The organism is Thalassotalea sp. LPB0316 (genome assembly GCF_014898095.1).
Taxonomy (GTDB): domain Bacteria; phylum Pseudomonadota; class Gammaproteobacteria; order Enterobacterales; family Alteromonadaceae; genus Thalassotalea_G.
In genome coordinates this window covers 1393848-1412053 of record NZ_CP062946.1, presented here as the reverse complement: position 1 = coordinate 1412053, position 18206 = coordinate 1393848, and the positions used below count along the sequence as shown (strand labels likewise).

Annotated in this window: 9 protein-coding genes; 4 read left to right on the top strand and 5 right to left on the bottom strand. The window is 41.8% G+C overall.

Annotation, left to right across the window (positions count from 1 at the left end):
- Positions 1-34 precede the first annotated feature (34 nt).
- The 4 genes from LP316_RS06170 to pomA form a co-directional block, all read right to left on the bottom strand.
- Entirely contained in the window at positions 35-8095 is an 8061-nt protein-coding gene (locus LP316_RS06170; protein WP_193023414.1) for a thrombospondin type 3 repeat-containing protein, read from the bottom strand.
- Positions 8096-8331: 236 nt separating this feature from the next.
- Positions 8332-9786 (bottom strand): tRNA uracil 4-sulfurtransferase ThiI, encoded by a 1455-nt coding sequence (gene thiI, locus LP316_RS06165; protein WP_193023412.1) that lies wholly within the window; start codon positions 9784-9786, stop codon positions 8332-8334.
- A 127-nt stretch (positions 9787-9913) separates the two neighbouring features.
- Positions 9914-10867 (bottom strand): flagellar motor protein MotB, encoded by a 954-nt coding sequence (locus tag LP316_RS06160; RefSeq protein ID WP_193023411.1) that lies wholly within the window; start codon positions 10865-10867, stop codon positions 9914-9916.
- A 13-nt stretch (positions 10868-10880) separates the two neighbouring features.
- Complete coding sequence (gene pomA / locus LP316_RS06155; RefSeq protein WP_193023410.1) at positions 10881-11645, bottom strand: flagellar motor protein PomA; 765 nt, start codon at positions 11643-11645, stop codon at positions 10881-10883.
- 243 nt (positions 11646-11888) lie between these two features.
- Here pomA and xseB point away from each other — a divergent pair, with 243 nt between their 5' ends.
- The 4 genes from xseB (at position 11889) to LP316_RS06135 (ending at position 16039) form a co-directional block, all read left to right on the top strand.
- On the top strand, positions 11889-12134 hold the full coding sequence (gene xseB, locus LP316_RS06150) for an exodeoxyribonuclease VII small subunit (RefSeq protein WP_193023409.1): 246 nt from the start codon (positions 11889-11891) through the stop codon (positions 12132-12134).
- Positions 12134-13024: a (2E,6E)-farnesyl diphosphate synthase gene (gene ispA, locus LP316_RS06145; RefSeq protein ID WP_193023408.1), complete on the top strand. Its 891-nt coding sequence runs from the start codon at positions 12134-12136 to the stop codon at positions 13022-13024. Before xseB ends, ispA begins: the two co-directional genes overlap by 1 nt.
- A 23-nt stretch (positions 13025-13047) precedes the next feature.
- Positions 13048-14913 (top strand): 1-deoxy-D-xylulose-5-phosphate synthase, encoded by a 1866-nt coding sequence (gene dxs / locus LP316_RS06140; protein WP_193023407.1) that lies wholly within the window; start codon positions 13048-13050, stop codon positions 14911-14913.
- Positions 14914-15091: 178 nt separating this feature from the next.
- Positions 15092-16039 carry a PEP-CTERM sorting domain-containing protein gene (locus LP316_RS06135; protein WP_193023406.1) on the top strand — a complete coding sequence of 316 codons (948 nt, stop codon included), beginning with the start codon at positions 15092-15094 and terminating at the stop codon, positions 16037-16039.
- Between the two features lie 80 nt (positions 16040-16119).
- Here LP316_RS06135 and LP316_RS06130 read toward each other — a convergent pair whose 3' ends face one another.
- Entirely contained in the window at positions 16120-18147 is a 2028-nt protein-coding gene (locus LP316_RS06130) for a methyl-accepting chemotaxis protein (RefSeq protein ID WP_193023400.1), read from the bottom strand.
- Between the last annotated feature and the right edge of the window lie 59 nt (positions 18148-18206).

Genomic DNA, 18206 nt, shown 5'->3' with positions numbered 1-18206 from the left:
GGCGAGCTTAGCTCGCCTTCTAAACTATTAATGATTATGGCATATCAAAAACGTAAGGACGAGCGTCGTCTAGATCTAAGATACCGTCATTATCATCATCAGTATCTTCATTGTTACCAATCCCGTCATTGTCATTATCAAATGTTTCTAACGCATTCTCAGGGTACCTGTCGGCATTATCGCCAACACCGTCACCGTCGCTGTCTGCGTACTCAGAATGATCAAATGGGAAAGCATCGTTTTCATTGATCACGCCATCGTTGTCAATGTCATCATCGATAGAATCCATTATGCCATCTCTATCTGAGTCTAATTCATGTACTTGGTAGAAGTTGATACGCGGCTTGATCCATGTATACCAATCGAAAGTTCCTGCTTCTTGGAAAGCAGCATCATTGCGATTTGCCCATTCAAGCACCCACATGCGATCGCCAACGACTTTTAACGGCACCCAAGTACGCTGACGCCATGCTGTACACTCAGCTTGTTGGCCCGTAAAGCAATCAGTATAAATACCGTATTCAGGGCTATAACGCGCTTCAGTTGTGATACGGCCATTATCAAGCTGATTCCAGAAGAAGCGTTGCCAGCCATCATTCATGTTAGAAACATCTGGTTGACCAAATACGCGAGTCACTTTACCACCAGTTTCTAAGCGGTAGCCAAAGTAATCATCTTTATTGATATTACCATCTTCATCATAGTACTCCGGATTAGTTAATGTATGAGCTCCCAATAAGAACTTATTCATTAATGAAGAAAGATCAACGTCTTCTTCTGATTTAACCGCTAAGGTATAGATGCTATATATTTGCGGCTCAGCTTTATCAATTGTCAGTTCAGACAACACCGCAATAGAGTTTTCATAATTTGCGTATTGTGTAACAACAAATTCAGCAGAGACATCCACATAGGTAACGATTAACTGGCCGTTCTCATTGACTGACCAAGTAAAGTCGTAACCGTAGGTTTCAACAAAACCAGTACCGTCTTCATTAAACGTGGCTAAGTCAGCTGTAATGCTATCAGTACCGCTTTGTGCCAATATATCGGCACCAATTGGCATAGACCAAATGCCTACGACTTCAGGTGCATCAAAGGCGATAATGTTCATATCATCTTTGCGATGGTAGTCTGACACAAATCCTTCACCTACCTCTAACACAGCATCCGATGTTGGCGCACCAAACAACACGCTATTAGCCTGCTCATCTTTGATCTGCGAGCTGGTTGTTACTAATTGATAATATTCATCAACCACGCCATCCATTTCAACAAGGAACCATTGCTCACTGACAACGCCAGTTTCAATTAAGACCTGATCAATACCACTGTTAAATAACTGATATTTCTGCTGTTCAGTAATAAAGCCACGTTCGTATAAGCTTTCAGCAGACTCATATCCCGAGGATAGGACTGGTGAAGTATAGTTAAAGCTTAATGCACGATTATCAATCGACCAAGTAAACGCTCGACTCATTGTTTGGTTAACAAAAGCACCAGAGCCATCAGCGTTAAACACCGTTTGTGTGCCTTGACGAACTGAGGTATTGAAACTTGGGTTTTCAAGTTGCCCCTCGCGAATATAGATATACGCCGATGGTAAGGTTTCTGCACTAATTGCGAGTGCTTCACCTAATTCTTCGTAAAATGGGTCGATATCGTTTTCATCTGCAATGCCGTCATTATCATCGTCAGAATCAGCATTATTGCCAATGCCGTCCATATCAGTATCAATCGTTTCAGAATCATCTAACGGGAAGGCGTCATCCCAATCGTAAACGCCATCGTTGTCATCATCTTCATCTTTATTGTTACCAAGACTATCACCATCGGTGTCTAACCACTCATCGCGATCGAGTGGGAAGTCATCAACGTCATCGTTGAAGCCATCGTTGTCATCATCAGCATCAACGTCATCACGCATACCATCTTGATCAGTATCTAAAGCAAACTTTTGATAGAACTGAACACGTGGTGGAATTCGTAATTCTAACTTTGGTTCTACTTCGTTAGGATCCCAAACGTTATTATCCCAGTATTCCCACTCTAGTACGTACAAGCGTTCAGACGTTTCTTTGAGGACCTTCCAGTGACGCTCACGCCATGTTGAGCAGTTATCCTCTAACGGATCACAATCTGAATATGTCTCTTGAACATAGCCAGAGTATGGATCTAATGAGGCATTAGCGTTAAGGATAATTTCATTTGTTGAAACTTCACGCCACTTCCATGGTGTTACGCCGACACCTGATTCCATATCAAACGCACCATCGGTTATGCGATCAGCAGTGTTATCGTCGTATAACCTATAGCCGAAGTAGTTAGATAAAATAATTTCGCCATTTTCATCATAAGCATTGCTATCGGTTAAGGTGAAACTATTCATTAAATAGTGACCAACAAAATTATTGTAGTCTGCATCGCTTGATGCTTTCGAAGATAAGCGAACAACACTGTAATCGATGTCGTTAACTGTTGTCGTTGCGATGACTACATCACCACCTTCAGTTGACTCAATACGTTGTATTTCAATGGTTGCGCCTTCGTCATACGAGACAACAAGCTTGCCATCAACAACTTGCCAGTCAAAGCTTGCTTCGGTAATTAATGTTGAACCTGTGCCGTTAGCTTCAAATGTCGCATAGTCTCCAATCAGAGCCTGATAACTTTGTTGAGGACTGTTATCGAAGGTTACAGGTAAGCCCCAGCTACCGACAACTTCTTCAGCGCTATAGTCTTCTATTGTTAAACTATCGAATTCCGTTAATACGACTTCATAGCTATGAGGTTTAAACTCTATTGGCTCTGCATCTATAGCGCCAAATAAAATTTCTCGTGCTATGTCGTCTTTAACTTGCCAACGCTCAACATCTGTCCACCAGAATCGATCTTGCGTATCACCGTTTTCAAGCCAAACAATTTCTGCTCGAACTTGCGTAACGATGACGTCTACATCTGTACGTTGATAATTTGAAATATATAGCGCTTCTTGTTCTGCTGATATATTTCTATATAGACGTAAATCATCGAATGACATACTGCGAACTTCGACATTGTTACTCGTATAATCTAAACGATCGTGGGCACCCGCATCAACGTATGTGAAATCCATTGAGCCATCAGGCGATTGCACCTTACCTACTTGATCGTTTTCAAAATCAAACGTAAAGATTTCGCCCGTTATTTGGCCCATAGAAATACTTGGTTGGGTTAAATGTCCCTCTGACAAACGTATATATTTAGGTGCAAATTCTGATACATCGATAAGAAGACCAGCACTGATAGTCGGATCAAGTGGATCTAAATCAACACTATCATCAACACCATCGTTATCATCGTCATTGTCTGCATTGTCGCCAACTCCGTCACCATCTGCATCTGCCGATTCTGCAGCGTCTTCTGGGAAATCATCATTCCAATCCGATACGCCGTCGTTATCGTCGTCGCTGTCAGCATTATTACCAATACCATCGTTATCAGTATCAGCCCACTCATATCGATCAGTTGGGAACGCATCATCTTCGTTAGCTATGCCATCTAAATCTTTATCCGTTTGATTAATATGCTGATCAACTAGATCACTTTGGTAAGTTTCATAAAAAGCAAGACGCGCAGGAATTAAACTAACCCACTGTGGATTCAGTGGATCGAAATTTTGGTCGTAAACAGACCATTCCATGACATACAGTCGATCGCCCACTTGCTTAATTGGCTGCCAATTACGATTGCGCCAGACGTAACACTCATCGGTTAATGCATCGACACAGCTATCTAAATAACTATTGTTATTTTTACTTCTGTATCGCTCCATAACAATGGTACTTACTTCATTTTGTTGCCAGCTCCATCTCTCTGGATCATAGCCATCTAACAACGTGCTACCAAAGATGCGATTCACCTCGCCATCATCGTAGAAGTAGAAACCGAATAAATCTTCTAACGGGAACTCCGTAGAGCCTGTCGCAGAATATGCATTGCCCAAGGTAACACCGCTTAATAAGAATTGATTAACTTGCGTAAAGTCAATTGCTTCAGCTGATGCCTTCATGCCCATATGATGTCCATATAAGGTTTCATCACCATAAGAGATTTCAGCAAAAATGGCGACACCATCTGCATATTGCTCAAGCTGGCTATAAGTTAAACTAACGGCTTTACCGTTCTGTTCACCTGATAGCGCTAACACTCCATTATCAAGCGTCCATGTTAGGCTTAACTCGTTAATTTTAGTTGTTGCTGTACCATCACTATTAAAAGTAATTAAATCGGCAAGCAAACGGTTGTCTTCATTAATTGCTGTTGGTAAGACCCACTCACCTTCAACACTAGCTTCGTCAAATGCATTGACTTGAACAACATCAAGATCAACGTATGAAGCTTGATAGCCTGACTCTACGCTGCCACTAGCTAGCAGATCGGCAAGTCCCGGATATTGATTATTGTCGTAGCTATCTGCTGGTATCGTGTACTGGCGCACATCTTGTTGCCAGAATTTAACTAAACCGTCTTCGTCTTCAACTAAATAAAGCGTTGAGCTCACTAACGATGTTTGCAATTCAACATTACAATTTAAGTCATAACAGTAATTTTTAGCATCTTGCATACTGATCAAGCCTAAATCGACTAAATCAATAAATGACATCCAACTAATTGATGCCACCTCAGAGGTATAATCAAGTTTTAACGCGTCATCAGTTATTATCCAAGTAAAGTCTGCTTGACCATGGTAGCCTGAGTATACACCGACGCCATTTTCATCAAATGAGAAGTGGTTTTGTGTACCTGACCACAGTGAAATTACACCGCCATCGATACCCGTCTCATTTTCAGCAACATATTGACTCGCAAGTGTATTAGCAGTTAACGCTAACGCCTGAGCAACATCTGCGTTTTCAGGCGCGATATCATCGCCATTTAAAACACCGTCACCATCGATATCAGTATCAAGCTTGTCTGCAATACCATCGCCATCGATATCAGATGAGTACTTATTATCACGGGCAAAGGCATCATCAAAATCAGCGATGCCGTCGTTATCATCGTCGTTATCTCTGATATCAGGCGTACCATCGCTGTCGCTGTCAACAAAGCTAAAGTTTTCGATGATTTGGTCAAAGGCGGCTTGATTGATCCAAACGCCATCGACTTCACTGGTATTAGTAGGGGTAATATGACCTTGGCGTACATAGCCACGCGCAACGGTAAAGAAGGTATTTTCTACTTCTTCAACATTGACTTCGTAACCGGCAAGCGCTTCAACATTTTCAGGTAAGCTAATACGAACAATGTTCTGCCCCATAACCTGCTCAATACGCCATTGACCATCGGCTGATAGCTGACGATAACCATTCTCATCATCAACAAATAGCTTAATGGCACCGTTATCTTCATCGGAGTTTATAAATTCAACAGCAAGCTCATTATAATCTTCGCTGTCGCTTTCATAGCCGATTCTCACCAAGCCGCGTTCAGAATCTTGCGATGGATGCCATTGCTGATCTGAGAATAGTTGGTCAAGTGCTGTTAATTGTTGGTCGCGTTCAGTCCAAACGGCGCCGCAATCAGTACAGTCTTTCTCATAATTAATATTGTACTCATCATTCGGCACGGTATGCGTAGCGATATAAATTTTTGCTTCGCTGTCAAAACTTGCACTTTCATCTACATTTAACGACCAAGCTGTCAGGCCTGCATCTTTTAACACCGCTTGCATTGACTTAAGATCAGCTTCTAGAGCTTGTCCGGTGACGGTTACTGTTGTTCCAACGCCGTTTTTAAACGTGGTAGAGCCATCTTTGCTTTGAGCGACAATCGCATAGTCGTTTTTATACTCTTGCCAACCTTCGGCAGTGAGGAATAGTTCGCCGTCGTTATCGTCGTCACTTTTTACGAACTTAACTGTACCAGGGATGTCAGTGTCGGCAATTTCGTACTCAACGATCGTTGCTTGTTTTGTTTCAGGATCAATCGTTAAGGTTTCATAATCAACGTCTGAGCTGTCATAAAAATGATCTCCAGAATCATCTTCGCGATATTCATCCCACAGCAGGTACAATGTTCCCTTGTTGAGCTCATCAGCTAATCCGCCATAACTAACATCAGGATTTAATGAAGCTAAATCATCATCATCTAGCACGCCGTCGTTATCGTCATCTTCGTCTGCATTGTTACCAATACCATCTTCATCGGTATCTTCAAATTCAGTGCCGTCTAATGGGAAACTATCTTGCTCATCAAGTGCACCGTCATTATCATCATCGGTGTCACTGTTATTACCAACGCCATCGTTATCAGTATCGACAGATTCCGTAGGATCTAATGGGAAAGCATCTTCATCATCGAGAACACCATCATTATCATCATCGGTATCAGCATTGTTCCCGATACCATCTTGGTCTGAATCTTTAAATTCCGACTTATCGAGAGGGAATGCGTCATTCTCATCTGTGACACCATCATTATCGTCATCGGTATCTTCATTATTACCAATGCCATCATTATCATTGTCTTGAGACTCATTGGCATTGAATGGCAAAGCGTCATCTTCATTGGCAACACCGTCGCCATCGATATCATCATCCTCATCATTGGCAATACCATCGCCGTCCAAATCATCGATAGCAACGTCATTCTTAACCGCATCTTCTAGATCTTCTGCTGTTTCTGTAGCGTTGTCAGAGATCTCTTCTTGGATCTCCTCTTCCGTTAAACCGCTTTCAGCTAACTCTTCTACTTGCTCAACAGCTTCTTCGGCAACAAGTTGCGCAATAGCGGTGACATCTTCAACCGTGACACCACCTTCTTGACCCGCATTGTTTTCGATAATTTGTTCAACTACTTTGGTTACTACGGCAATCGCTGTGGCTACATTAGCAACTTCTTCTGCTGTTAAACCTTCTTCACCACCTGATTGTTGTGCGACAATTTTTTCGACAACATCAGTTATGATATCAGTCACATCTTGGATACCTTCAATTGCGTCATCAGACAAGCCTTCTTCACTTTCAGCTTGCTCATCAACAAGGTCGTCAACTACTTCGGCAATAACACCAGCAGACGCTTTAATTCCAGTTACAGCTTGTTCTGACAAACCTTCTTCTGATGTACCTTGCTCAACAATATTTTTAGCAACAGAACTCGAGACTACTTTTGACTTAACTTTTGCTTTTGCAAGCTCAGCTTCTGTTACTTCTTGATCCGATGTCACTAAGTTGTCATAAGCATCGCTAGCAACATCTGCCACCTGCTCAACGATATCACCAAGCACTTGACTATCGATACCAGTTAGCTGCTCTCCTTGCTCTTGAGTAACTGTGTTAACCGCGGAGGTTACCGCTGCCGTAGCTTGATTAATCACACCTTTTTGCGCTGTTAACGTACCGGCTTGGTATGCCTTATCTATTACGCCAGCAATCGTTGAAGTCACTTCTGTAGCGACAACAACGTCTGCTGAGTCAACATCAGTTGTTACGTTTTTAGGAATGACTTCATTGGCAATCATCACTTCCGTAAGGACAGTAAGCTCTTCATTTTCATCGGCAATGTAATCACTTGATGCTTCATCGGTGGTAATACCTAATTGCTCAGCAACTTCTTCTTTTGCAGCTTCAACATCACCTTCTTCTCCAGCCACCATAGAAATAAGTGTAGTAACCGGTGTTGCTACATTTTCACCTGGTAATGACACTAACTGGAATGCCTCATCCTCAGAGATTGGCACACCATCAGGGTTGTCCTCGGTAATCGTGCTTTCATCAACAGCACCAGCAGGAATATCAACAATGACACTAACGTTTTCAGGTACTAACCCTAAGCCCGTGGTATCGATAACACCTTCACCGCCTTCCACGGTTTCGGTAAACGGTTCACCTTCGTCTAATTGCTTATTACCATTGAGATCGATATAAGCAATCGCACCACGAATATAACCATCAATAACTGTTACGTTAAATGAAGTGGGTTCAGGTGGTGGGGGAGGAGGCGGTTCAACTACAGGTTTCGGGTCATCTGAGCCGCCACTACACGCACTAAGCATAAGTAACAAACCAGCATTAACCGCAGCGCTAATCGGCTTAAGGTTGTGATATTTCATCTGCAATCCTTTGATATATTTTTATTATTTGTTTAGAAAAATTTACCAACAGGTAAATTTGTTACAAAAATTTAACAGATGAACAACTCTCGCACAAGTAACGACAAAAGAATGACCTAAAAACGATTAAAAAACTGTAAAGTAATAAGTGCACAACCTAAATTTCAAACCAGTATGAACAAAAAAGCCAGCTTATCGATGCGATAAACTGGCTTTGAAATGGATTGGTTTAAACGTTAAGGGCGATACACTTTAACCGTCTTATAACCATTATCGTGTAAATACAGTGCTTGAAGTTGACTCATCACCCCACGATCGCAATATAAGTAATACTCAACATCTTGCGGTAAGTCACCAAAATGAGTAGCTAGCTTATAGAAAGGTACGTGCTTAACGGTAATACCGTCAATTTCTAATGGGTTTTCATCTTCTTCTTCAGGGCTGCGAATATCGATAACCACGGCATTTTCATCGAGCTCAGATACCGCATCAATCGACGGCACTTCAGCTTCTGCCTCCTCGCCAATATCCCGAATATCGTAAATAGCAACATCTTCAACCACTTTATCTAGAATAGAGAAGTCGAAGTTAGCTTCTTCTGCTTCTATTTTACTCAACACGGCTTTTACCGTGGGTTTTTTCGAAATTACCCCACAGTATTCAGGAATCGTTTTAGCAAAATCTTCAGTACCGATTTGGCGGGCGATATCGATAATATCTTGTTTGTCGTAGGCTGTTAATGGGCGCAGGATTAAGGTGTCAGTCACGCGATCAATCACGTTGAGGTTAGTCAGTGTTTGGCTTGATACTTGGCCAAGTGCTTCACCCGTAACTAATGCTTGAATACCGCGTTTTTCGGCAATTTTCGCCGCTGCACGCATCATCATACGCTTTAAAATAACTCCCATTTGGCCATTTTCAACTTTTTCTAAAATCTCTGTTACCACCGGCGCAAAATCTACCGAGAAAAATTTTACGCGGTGCGAGGCACCAAATTTATTCCACAAGTAGTAGCTGACTTGTTTAACGCCAACTTCATGGGCTGAGCCACCTAAATTAAAGAAACAAAAATGGGTGCGCGAGCCTTTTTTGATCATCTGATAACTTGATACGCCAGAGTCAAAACCACCTGACATCAACGATAAAACGTCTTCTTGCGTTGCAATAGGAAAGCCACCTAAGCCCTTGTGTAACTCAGTGACGATAAACAACTTGTCTTTGTTAATTTCTAAACGAATGGTTTCTTGTGGATTCTTCAAACGAACAGACGCTGATTCAACACTTTGATTTAAGCCGCCGCCAATATATTGCTCGGCTTTTAACGAATTAAAGTCGTGCTCACCCGTGCGCTTAATGCGAACACAAAAGGTTTTGTTCTCAATGGTTTTAGCATGAACTGCTAAGGTTTTTTCAAAGGCATCGTGTAAATCAACAAAGTCTTTTTGTTGTACTTCAATAAATTGTGCAACACCGGGAATACACTTGAGCGTATCGATGAGTTTTTGGCGGTTTTCAGGAGTTTCGTTTTTACTGTTAACTTCAATATTATCCCAGTTAACACGCGTTGTAACTTGCTCATCAACACGTCTTAATACGTTCTTAATATTAGAGTCTAAGATCTTCGTAAAACGCTTGCGAACAGGGCGAGATTTAATCGCGATCTCAGCTTGTAACTTAACAATAAATTTCATCAATCATACCACCTAAAAATAATTGGCGCGCATTATACATGAATTCATCGTTAACGGCATGTCATAAATTGTACAAAAAAAGAGCTACCTAAAAGTAGCTCTTCTAATGTATTTGCTCTGGCTGCAATTACTGATCTTCAGTTAATGAAATGGGATCAGTTTCTTTTGCCTTGCCTTGGTTGATTGAAATCTCAACACGGCGATTACGTCGACGATTAAGCGCATTAGTATTGGGTACTAAAGGCCTAGTATCGGCATGGCCAACAACTAATAAGCGGCTTTCATCGAAGTTGGGTACCTTGATGAGTTCGTGAGCAATGGCGACGGCGCGTTTAGTCGACAGATCCCAATTCGAAGTAAACAGCTCAGAGCTGATACCGCGATCATCAGTATTACCTGAGACCATAATTTCACCTGGCACTGTATTTAACAGCTCACCAATTTCTTGAATAATCGGTTTAAACTTAGGCTGCAAAAACGCTGAGCCCGAAGGAAACGAGCCATTTTCGCGAATGCGAATAATAATTTGCTGGCCGAGTGATTCAAGCTCTATCGCACCGTCTTGAATTTGCTCTTCCATTTGCTCTGCGATTTTCTTAACGAGTTCATTAATTTCCGACTGTTGGGCTTTTTCTAACTCTTCTTGCGCCTGTTGCATTTGTTGCGCAGATAACTGCTCAGCAGTGCTTTGTGACTGACCACCGCGTTGCGTACCACGCTGTTCCTGGCGGCCACCTGCAGATGTTTCATCACCGGCTTGAAACTCGAGCATTTGCTGGGTCATTTCAATTGTTTGCTGTTGAATAACTTCAATCGGTGTTGGATCAGGGCGGCCAGGGCGAAACTCTTGGGCAATAACACTGGTGCCTTTGGGGATATCTTTGACTTCAATTTTATTTTGTACACCAAATGCGAACTTCATCGAACCAGCGATTTGCTTGAACTTGAGTACGTCCATTTCTGAAAATGAAAGTAACAATACAAAGAAACACATTAAGAGCGACATTAAGTCGGCGAAAGTCCCCATCCATGCCGGCAAGCCAGCAGGTGGGCACTTACACTCAGGAGGAGGACTTGACATAAATACGCCTCCGCTACTCTTCTGTGGTATCTATTTTACGCTTACTCTCAGCAAGGTAATTCTTCAATAGATTTTCTATTACGCGTGGGTTTTGTCCGTCTTGAATCCCTAATACAGCATCAAGTACTAATTCTTGGTTTAGTTTTTCTTCGGCTAAACGAAGCGAAAGTTTATTAGCGATAGGAATGGCAATAACGTTAGCAAGGAAAGCACCGTATAAAGTTGTTAATAGTGCTACCGCCATCGCTGGACCAATCGCTTTCGGATCATCCATATTAGATAACATTGCAACCAAGCCGATTAAAGTACCTATCATCCCCATTGCCGGTGCAACTTCAGCCAATGCTTTCATCATCCCAACCCCTGTTTCATGACGATCCGAGGTTAAGGTAATATCTTTTTGCATGGTGGCGCGAACCACGTCAGCATCATGGCCGTCAACCAACATATCGACGCCCTTTTGCATAAAGCCGTTGGTTATTTCTGCCTCTTCGAGTGCTAAGAAGCCCCCTTTACGCGCGGCATCTGCCATTTCAACTGATTTTTCAATCAGCTCTTCAGGGCTTTCAATTTTAAACATGAACGCCTTGCCCATGATTTTGCCGATACCGAAAAACTGACCGAGATTATAGTTAGATAAAACAACGAAAATTGAACCACAAAATACAATTAAGATTGACTGGGTATCAATAAACATACTGATGTCGCCACCGAGAATCATAGCCATCACTATGAAACCAATTGCGCCCAACATCCCCAGAACCGTAGCTAAATCCACGAAAGCCTCCTAAACGTATTTAGATTTTTTATCTTGTTATTACGCTGATAATACATCATGAATGTTTGTTAGAAAAATCATTAATTAAATTATCGTCCAATATGTCAGTAACTTAACCAAAATCTGAGATTTTTTCCTTACCTTAAAACTAGTCAACAATACGTTAATTTGCCACACAGATATTTGACCTCACCCCTTATGTAGGGTAACTTTGCGCCAGTGAAAATACGATGACACAGCGACATGGCAAAAAAGAAAATTGAAAATTTAAGTTTTGAAGAGTCAATTAGCGAACTCAATGATATCGTTGAACAGCTAGAAACAGGTGAATTGGACTTAGAAACGTCAATGGCATTGTTCGAGCGCGGATTAAAGCTGAGTAAAACTAGCCAACAAAAACTGTCAGCCGCCGAGCACAAAATCAACGCGCTTATTCAAGAGCACGATCAACAACCAGTCCCCTTTGATTTTCAGCCGAGTGAACACTAGTGACACCATTACCCGAGCTTGAATATTACCAAGATCGCATCAATCAATTTCTTAAAGATAAAATTTCTGCGATCGCACCAAACGATAAAAAATTACTCGATGCGATGCACTACGGCCTATTACTAGGTGGTAAACGCATGCGCCCTTATTTGGTATACACCACGGGAACAACGCTTGATGTCTCACTGGATGATCTTGACGGCATCGCTGGTGCACTTGAATGTATTCATGCATATTCACTCATTCATGACGATTTACCCGCAATGGATGACGACGATCTCCGCCGCGGCCAACCAACTTGTCATAAAGCTTTTGATGAAGCGACCGCGATCTTAGCTGGCGATGCACTGCAAACGCTAGCTTTTGATATCCTCGTTAACCACCCGTTTAGCGAGCGAACAAAACCCGCTCAGCTTCAATTAATTCAGCAGCTTGTCAGCGCATCGGGCTACCAAGGCATGTGTGGTGGGCAAGCACTTGATTTATCCGCTACCGATCAATCGATATCGCTAACCGAGCTCGAACATCTCCATCAATTAAAAACGGGTGCATTGTTAAAAGCCTCGGTAATTATGCCTGCGCTAATCGCACCGAATATCACACTAGAGCATAAAAAATATCTCGCAACATTTGCTGAGTGTGTAGGCCTTGCGTATCAAGTACAAGACGATATTATCGATATTACTTCTAGCCAAGAAGAACTTGGTAAACCAGCCGGTTCCGATCTTGCAGCGAACAAGTCAACCTACCCGAGCTTACTCGGCTTAGACGGCGCCCAAGCCAAAGCACAAGACTTATTACAACAAGCACTTCAAGCATTAGACGCTTTGCCGTACAATATGCAAAATTTAAAAGCCTTTGCTCACTTTATCGTTAGCAGAACGCACTAATTCGAATGAATAAAAAGTAATTTATGACGACTAATTTATCTGATTATCCCATCTTAGCGAACATCAATACTCCTGATGATTTGAGAACGTTATCGCAAGAGCAACTGCCTGCTGCGAGCGAGGAATTACGCCGCTTTTTATTAAATTCAGTTAGTAGAAGTAGTGGTCATTTCGCGTCGGGATTGGGCACCATTGAATTAACGGTTGCGCTTCACTACGTATACAACACACCGTTTGACCACCTGATTTGGGATGTTGGCCATCAAGCTTATCCACATAAAATTTTAACAGGTCGTCGCGATCAACTGCACACGATTCGTCAAAAAGACGGCTTGCACCCATTTCCGTGGCGTGAAGAGAGTGAATATGACGTGTTAAGCGTTGGTCATTCCTCAACTTCAATCTCGGCCGCTTTAGGTTTAGCTGTCGCTGCCGAAAAAGAAGGAAAAAACCGAAAAGTGGTTGCCGTGATTGGTGATGGTGCTATGACTGCCGGTATGGCATTTGAAGCGTTAAACCACGCAGGTGATATCAATAAAGACATGCTAGTTATTCTAAATGATAACGAAATGTCGATTTCAGAAAATGTCGGTGCGCTTAATAATCACTTAGCAAAGTTACTTTCAGGTAGTTTTTATACCGGTATTCGCGAAGGCTCGAAAAAAATCTTACAGAACTTACCCCCGATTAAAGAGCTCGCTAGCCGCGCTGAAGAGCATTTAAAAGGTATGGTCGTACCAAGTACGTTTTTCGAGGAGCTTGGCTTTAACTACATAGGACCTATTGACGGTCATGACGTTAATGGGCTCGTTGATACCATTAGCAATATGAAAAACCTCAAAGGGCCACAAATTCTGCATATTGCCACCAAAAAAGGTAAAGGCTACCAACAAGCAGAAAATGATCCGATCAAGTATCACGCGGTACCTAAGTTCAATCCTGAAGAAACTAATTTACCTAAATCGGCGCCGAGTTTACCGACCTACTCCGCAATTTTTGGCGATTGGTTATGCCGCACGGCAGAGCATGATAGCGATTTAATGGCAATAACACCGGCAATGCGCGAAGGTTCTGGCATGGTTGAATTTTCTCAGCGTTTCCCTGAGCAGTACTTCGATGTCGCGATTGCCGAGCAACACGCAGTTACTTATGCCGCAGGTTTAGCAATTGGCGGCAAAAAACCAGTTGTCGCGATTTACTCAAGCTTTTTACAACGCGGCTACGATCAGTTTATTCACGATGTTGCGATCCAAAACTTGCCAGTGCTATTTGCTATCGACCGCGCAGGTATTGTCGGCGCTGATGGGCCAACCCACCAAGGCGCTTTTGATTTGAGCTTCTTACGCTGCATTCCAAATATTACCATTATGACACCAAGCGATGAACGCGAATGTCAACTGATGCTAACAACGGGTTACCAACTTAACCAACCTGCCGCCGTTCGCTATCCTCGTGGCAGCGGCACAGGCGCTCAGCTTCCAGCTATTAATGAAACAATTGAAGTGGGCAAAGGCGTTGTTAAAGCAACAGGCGAAAATATCGCTATTTTAAATTTTGGTACTACCCTAGGTGAAGCTGAAAAGGCTGCTGAAAAGCTCAATGCAACCTTAGTTGATATGCGCTTTGTTAAACCTCTCGATGAGTCGTTATTGGTTGAGTTGGCTAAAAATCACTCGACTTTAGTGACAATTGAAGACAACGCTATTGCTGGTGGTGCAGGTTCAGCCGTTAATGAATTTATCTTGAGTCAAAGCATAAGTGTCAAGATTTTAAACATTGGCTTGCCTGATCAATTTATTAAGCACGGCACTCAGGCTGAAATCCATCAAGAACTAGGCTTGGATGCAGAGGGCATTTTAGAAAAAGTAAAACGATTTCTCACGCTTTAACTCCTCCCATATTATAAGGCACTTAGCTTAACTTTAGCAGCTAAGTGTCTAATTGTTTAACAGCTCTTTTTAAGAATAAAAATTAAAATCAACCAAAACAACAGGTTATACTTTTGGCTTAATTTTTGCTTAACAAACAGCAAATGGATATGTCTTAAATTTAGCTTCTGGAATCGTGATGAAACACATATTACCTAAACTATCACTAGTAGCCTTAACTTTTGCATTTGGTACCAATGCCAGTGTAATAACTTTAACCGACACAAATAACGTCACCTCAAATGGCAATTGCTCAACCTCTTCAGTGCAAATTACTCAGATTGTTGAGAACTTAGGTGGCGGTAATACCGGCGATACTGTTTTTACAACAGATAATGACCCAGCGACTGATGATGCTCTACATGCTACTAAATGTTTAGGTTACATCACTAGCCCTCATAACGACTGGGGTAATCTTAATAAAGATTATGATCCGAGCACAGATACATTAGCCAATAATAACGGCGCACTAGGTGAAGGCTTGCTTAACCAAGAAGCCAATAAAGACGGTAATTATATTGGTGGTAGCTTCTTCTTAGATCATCCAAACGACAGTCTGGTTGACTTAAATAACGATGGCACAGCCGATGATCCAGGTTGGATAAGACTTGGCGGTATTGGTGATTACGACGATGGCGCTACTTTTGAGTACGAGTACATCAACGGTTTTAATCTCTCACAAGTAATCAACTTTGTCTTGTCTGGAAATAATAACGGCAATTGGAGTTTATCAGTTGATCCAGCAGCTATCCCCGCTGCTACTAACGCCTTGGGCAGACCTACGGTGTTTGACCATTTAGCGTTCGTAATCAAAGGACCAAACCCTAAGAGTGGTGAAGACACCTCTGGCTGGGCGATTTATGACTTCAATTTTTATGATCTTATCGACGGTGGCTTAGATATCAGTTTAGGTGATACTGCCTACAACTTCGAAGGTACTTGGGATTACAATGCGGTTTCTCACTTCAGTATCTGGGCGCATGATCCTCCTGCAGCAGAAACAACATCAGTGCCTGAACCATCATCATTATTAATTTTGTCATCAGGCTTACTCATGATGACTTTAAGACGAATTAAACGCTCTTAATACACGATTTTAAGAATCTTAAAACAAAAATGCCAATCAATCGATTGGCATTTTTTTATGAACTTTTTACTTAAATATTATCATAGCTCTGTTTTGAACTTATCCACACTGCTATCTAACTTAACAGCAAGATCGGCAACCTTTTGTGAATAACTTAACGTCGATGATGATTTTTCGCTCGTCAAACTACTTTGTTCCATCACTTCATGAATACTTGAATTAATGTCGTTACTCAAACGATTCTGTAATCGCGCAGAATCGGCAATATCTGAGCTCATCTTATGCATTTGCTCAATTGCCTGATTGATCAACAATAAGGTTTGTAGCAATTGCTGAGTGTCTTGCTGACAATCACTTGCCTCATTACGACCAAGATCAATCTCATTGACTACTTGTGATGTTTGTTGCTGTAACGAGCCGATCATCGAGTTGATTTCTGCCGTCGATTCTTGCGTTCTGCTGGCCAACATTCTCACTTCATCAGCAACAACAGCAAAGCCTCTACCTGCTTCACCCGCACGAGCAGCTTCTATCGCTGCGTTCAAAGCTAATAAATTAGTTTGATCAGCAATGCTTTGAATAGTTTCTAAAATACCGCCAATATTGGTTGATTCTTTGTGTAATTTCGCCATTAAATTTGACGTTGCCTCAAGCATAGCGGCCAATGAATGAACCCTATCGTTGGTACTTTGCGCCATACCTTTAAGCTGATCACTTTGATTGAGTGCTTCAGCCATCTGACTTTCTGCATCACTACTTTTCTCTAAAACTACATCAGCGCTGTCACTGAGCTCAGCAGTGATATTGGTAACCTGTTCTACCGTCGATTTTTGCTCACCAAGCGCCTGAGTGACTTCTTTAATCTCTTGGCTAGATTGTGACGCCGCACTGTTTAATTGATGAGAGTTATTACTGATTTCGGCAATCAGATCTTTGAGATAGCTAACGACGTTATTAATGTTTTTAGACAGTTGGCCATACTCGTCATCAGAATCGTCACGTAATCTGCGAGTCAAATCGCCTTGACTTACGGCATTGAGCACTTTGTTGATACGGGTAAGTGGTTCAATCATGGTGCGGATCGTGGCAAAGGCAATACCACTACCAATACCTAACACTAAAACGAGAATTAAAACGGTATTAGTTTCACCTTGAGCAACGTTGTCAGATAATTCTTTTTGCACCCTTGCGAGGTTGCTATTTACCTTAGCTAACAAATTATCAATAGTCGCTATCGCTTGCTGTGAAACCTGCTCAGAGGCTAGTAAGCTGTCCTCTAAACTAGCGATATTATTTAGTTGCTGGAGTTTAATTTTAAAAATATTTTGATCGTTATTCAGTAGCATTTTCGACTTTTGATATTCATCGACAAACTGTTCGATTAAACCATCAGTATCGTAGCTTTCTCCCAAGCGGGTAAGAAATTCAATTAACCGATCAAGGTTATCAATCGCGGTATTAATCACATCTTGTGAATTTTGTACTTCTTGGACATCGGTTAAATTGATCACCACCTTGGTCGAGTCAATCAAATTGAATAAATAACCTTCTATTTGTCCCGCGGCACCAGCAATGCGATCAATATCTCTTTGTCGCTCGGAATCTTCTAAGTAAGTTAAATCAATTAAGATTGCACCTGCTTCATCTAGATGGGCAGCGAGTTGTTGTTCATAAGCGATTAAATCATCGTTGGCTTGTAAAACTGCAGCGCGATAGTTTTTCATCGTTTCAACTGAGGAAACAAACTCGTCGTACTGACCTTTAAAAACTTTAATGTCAGCGCCCATTTGGTTGGCACTGAGCAACTGATTCAAGGTCTTTTCTAACTTGTTTAGTTCTGCTTCTTGTTGAGCGAAAACGTTATAGGTCTCCTCAAGTGATTGCTTATTCCTTGCATAAGGCAATAAACTTGCCTGTTTTGCTTGCTTGAGTAGTTGGATTTGAATATCGCTACTCGTTTTTTGAATGGGAATTGCCGAGCCTTCTATTTGGCTAGTCGCCTGCTCGACATTAGATAAAATCCTCAAATACAAGACACTGGCTAATAAAGTCAGTAGCAAAATAATTGAGAAGCCGATAATGATTTTATGGGCAACTTTGAACTTCATAGAGAACGCCTTTTAACACACTGCTGTTATAATTATTATTGATTCCTCCTTATTGGAGG

Excerpts from the sequence above, each read along its gene's own strand:
- LP316_RS06170 (WP_193023414.1), bottom strand. The coding sequence starts at position 8,095 with ATGAAATATCACAACCTTAAGCCGATTAGCGCTGCGGTTAATGCTGGT.
- thiI (WP_193023412.1), bottom strand. The coding sequence starts at position 9,786 with ATGAAATTTATTGTTAAGTTACAAGCTGAGATCGCGATTAAATCTCGC.
- LP316_RS06160 (WP_193023411.1), bottom strand. The coding sequence starts at position 10,867 with ATGTCAAGTCCTCCTCCTGAGTGTAAGTGCCCACCTGCTGGCTTGCCG.
- xseB (WP_193023409.1), top strand. The coding sequence starts at position 11,889 with ATGGCAAAAAAGAAAATTGAAAATTTAAGTTTTGAAGAGTCAATTAGC.
- dxs (WP_193023407.1), top strand. The coding sequence starts at position 13,048 with ATGACGACTAATTTATCTGATTATCCCATCTTAGCGAACATCAATACT.
- LP316_RS06135 (WP_193023406.1), top strand. The coding sequence starts at position 15,092 with ATGAAACACATATTACCTAAACTATCACTAGTAGCCTTAACTTTTGCA.
- LP316_RS06130 (WP_193023400.1), bottom strand. The coding sequence starts at position 18,147 with ATGAAGTTCAAAGTTGCCCATAAAATCATTATCGGCTTCTCAATTATT.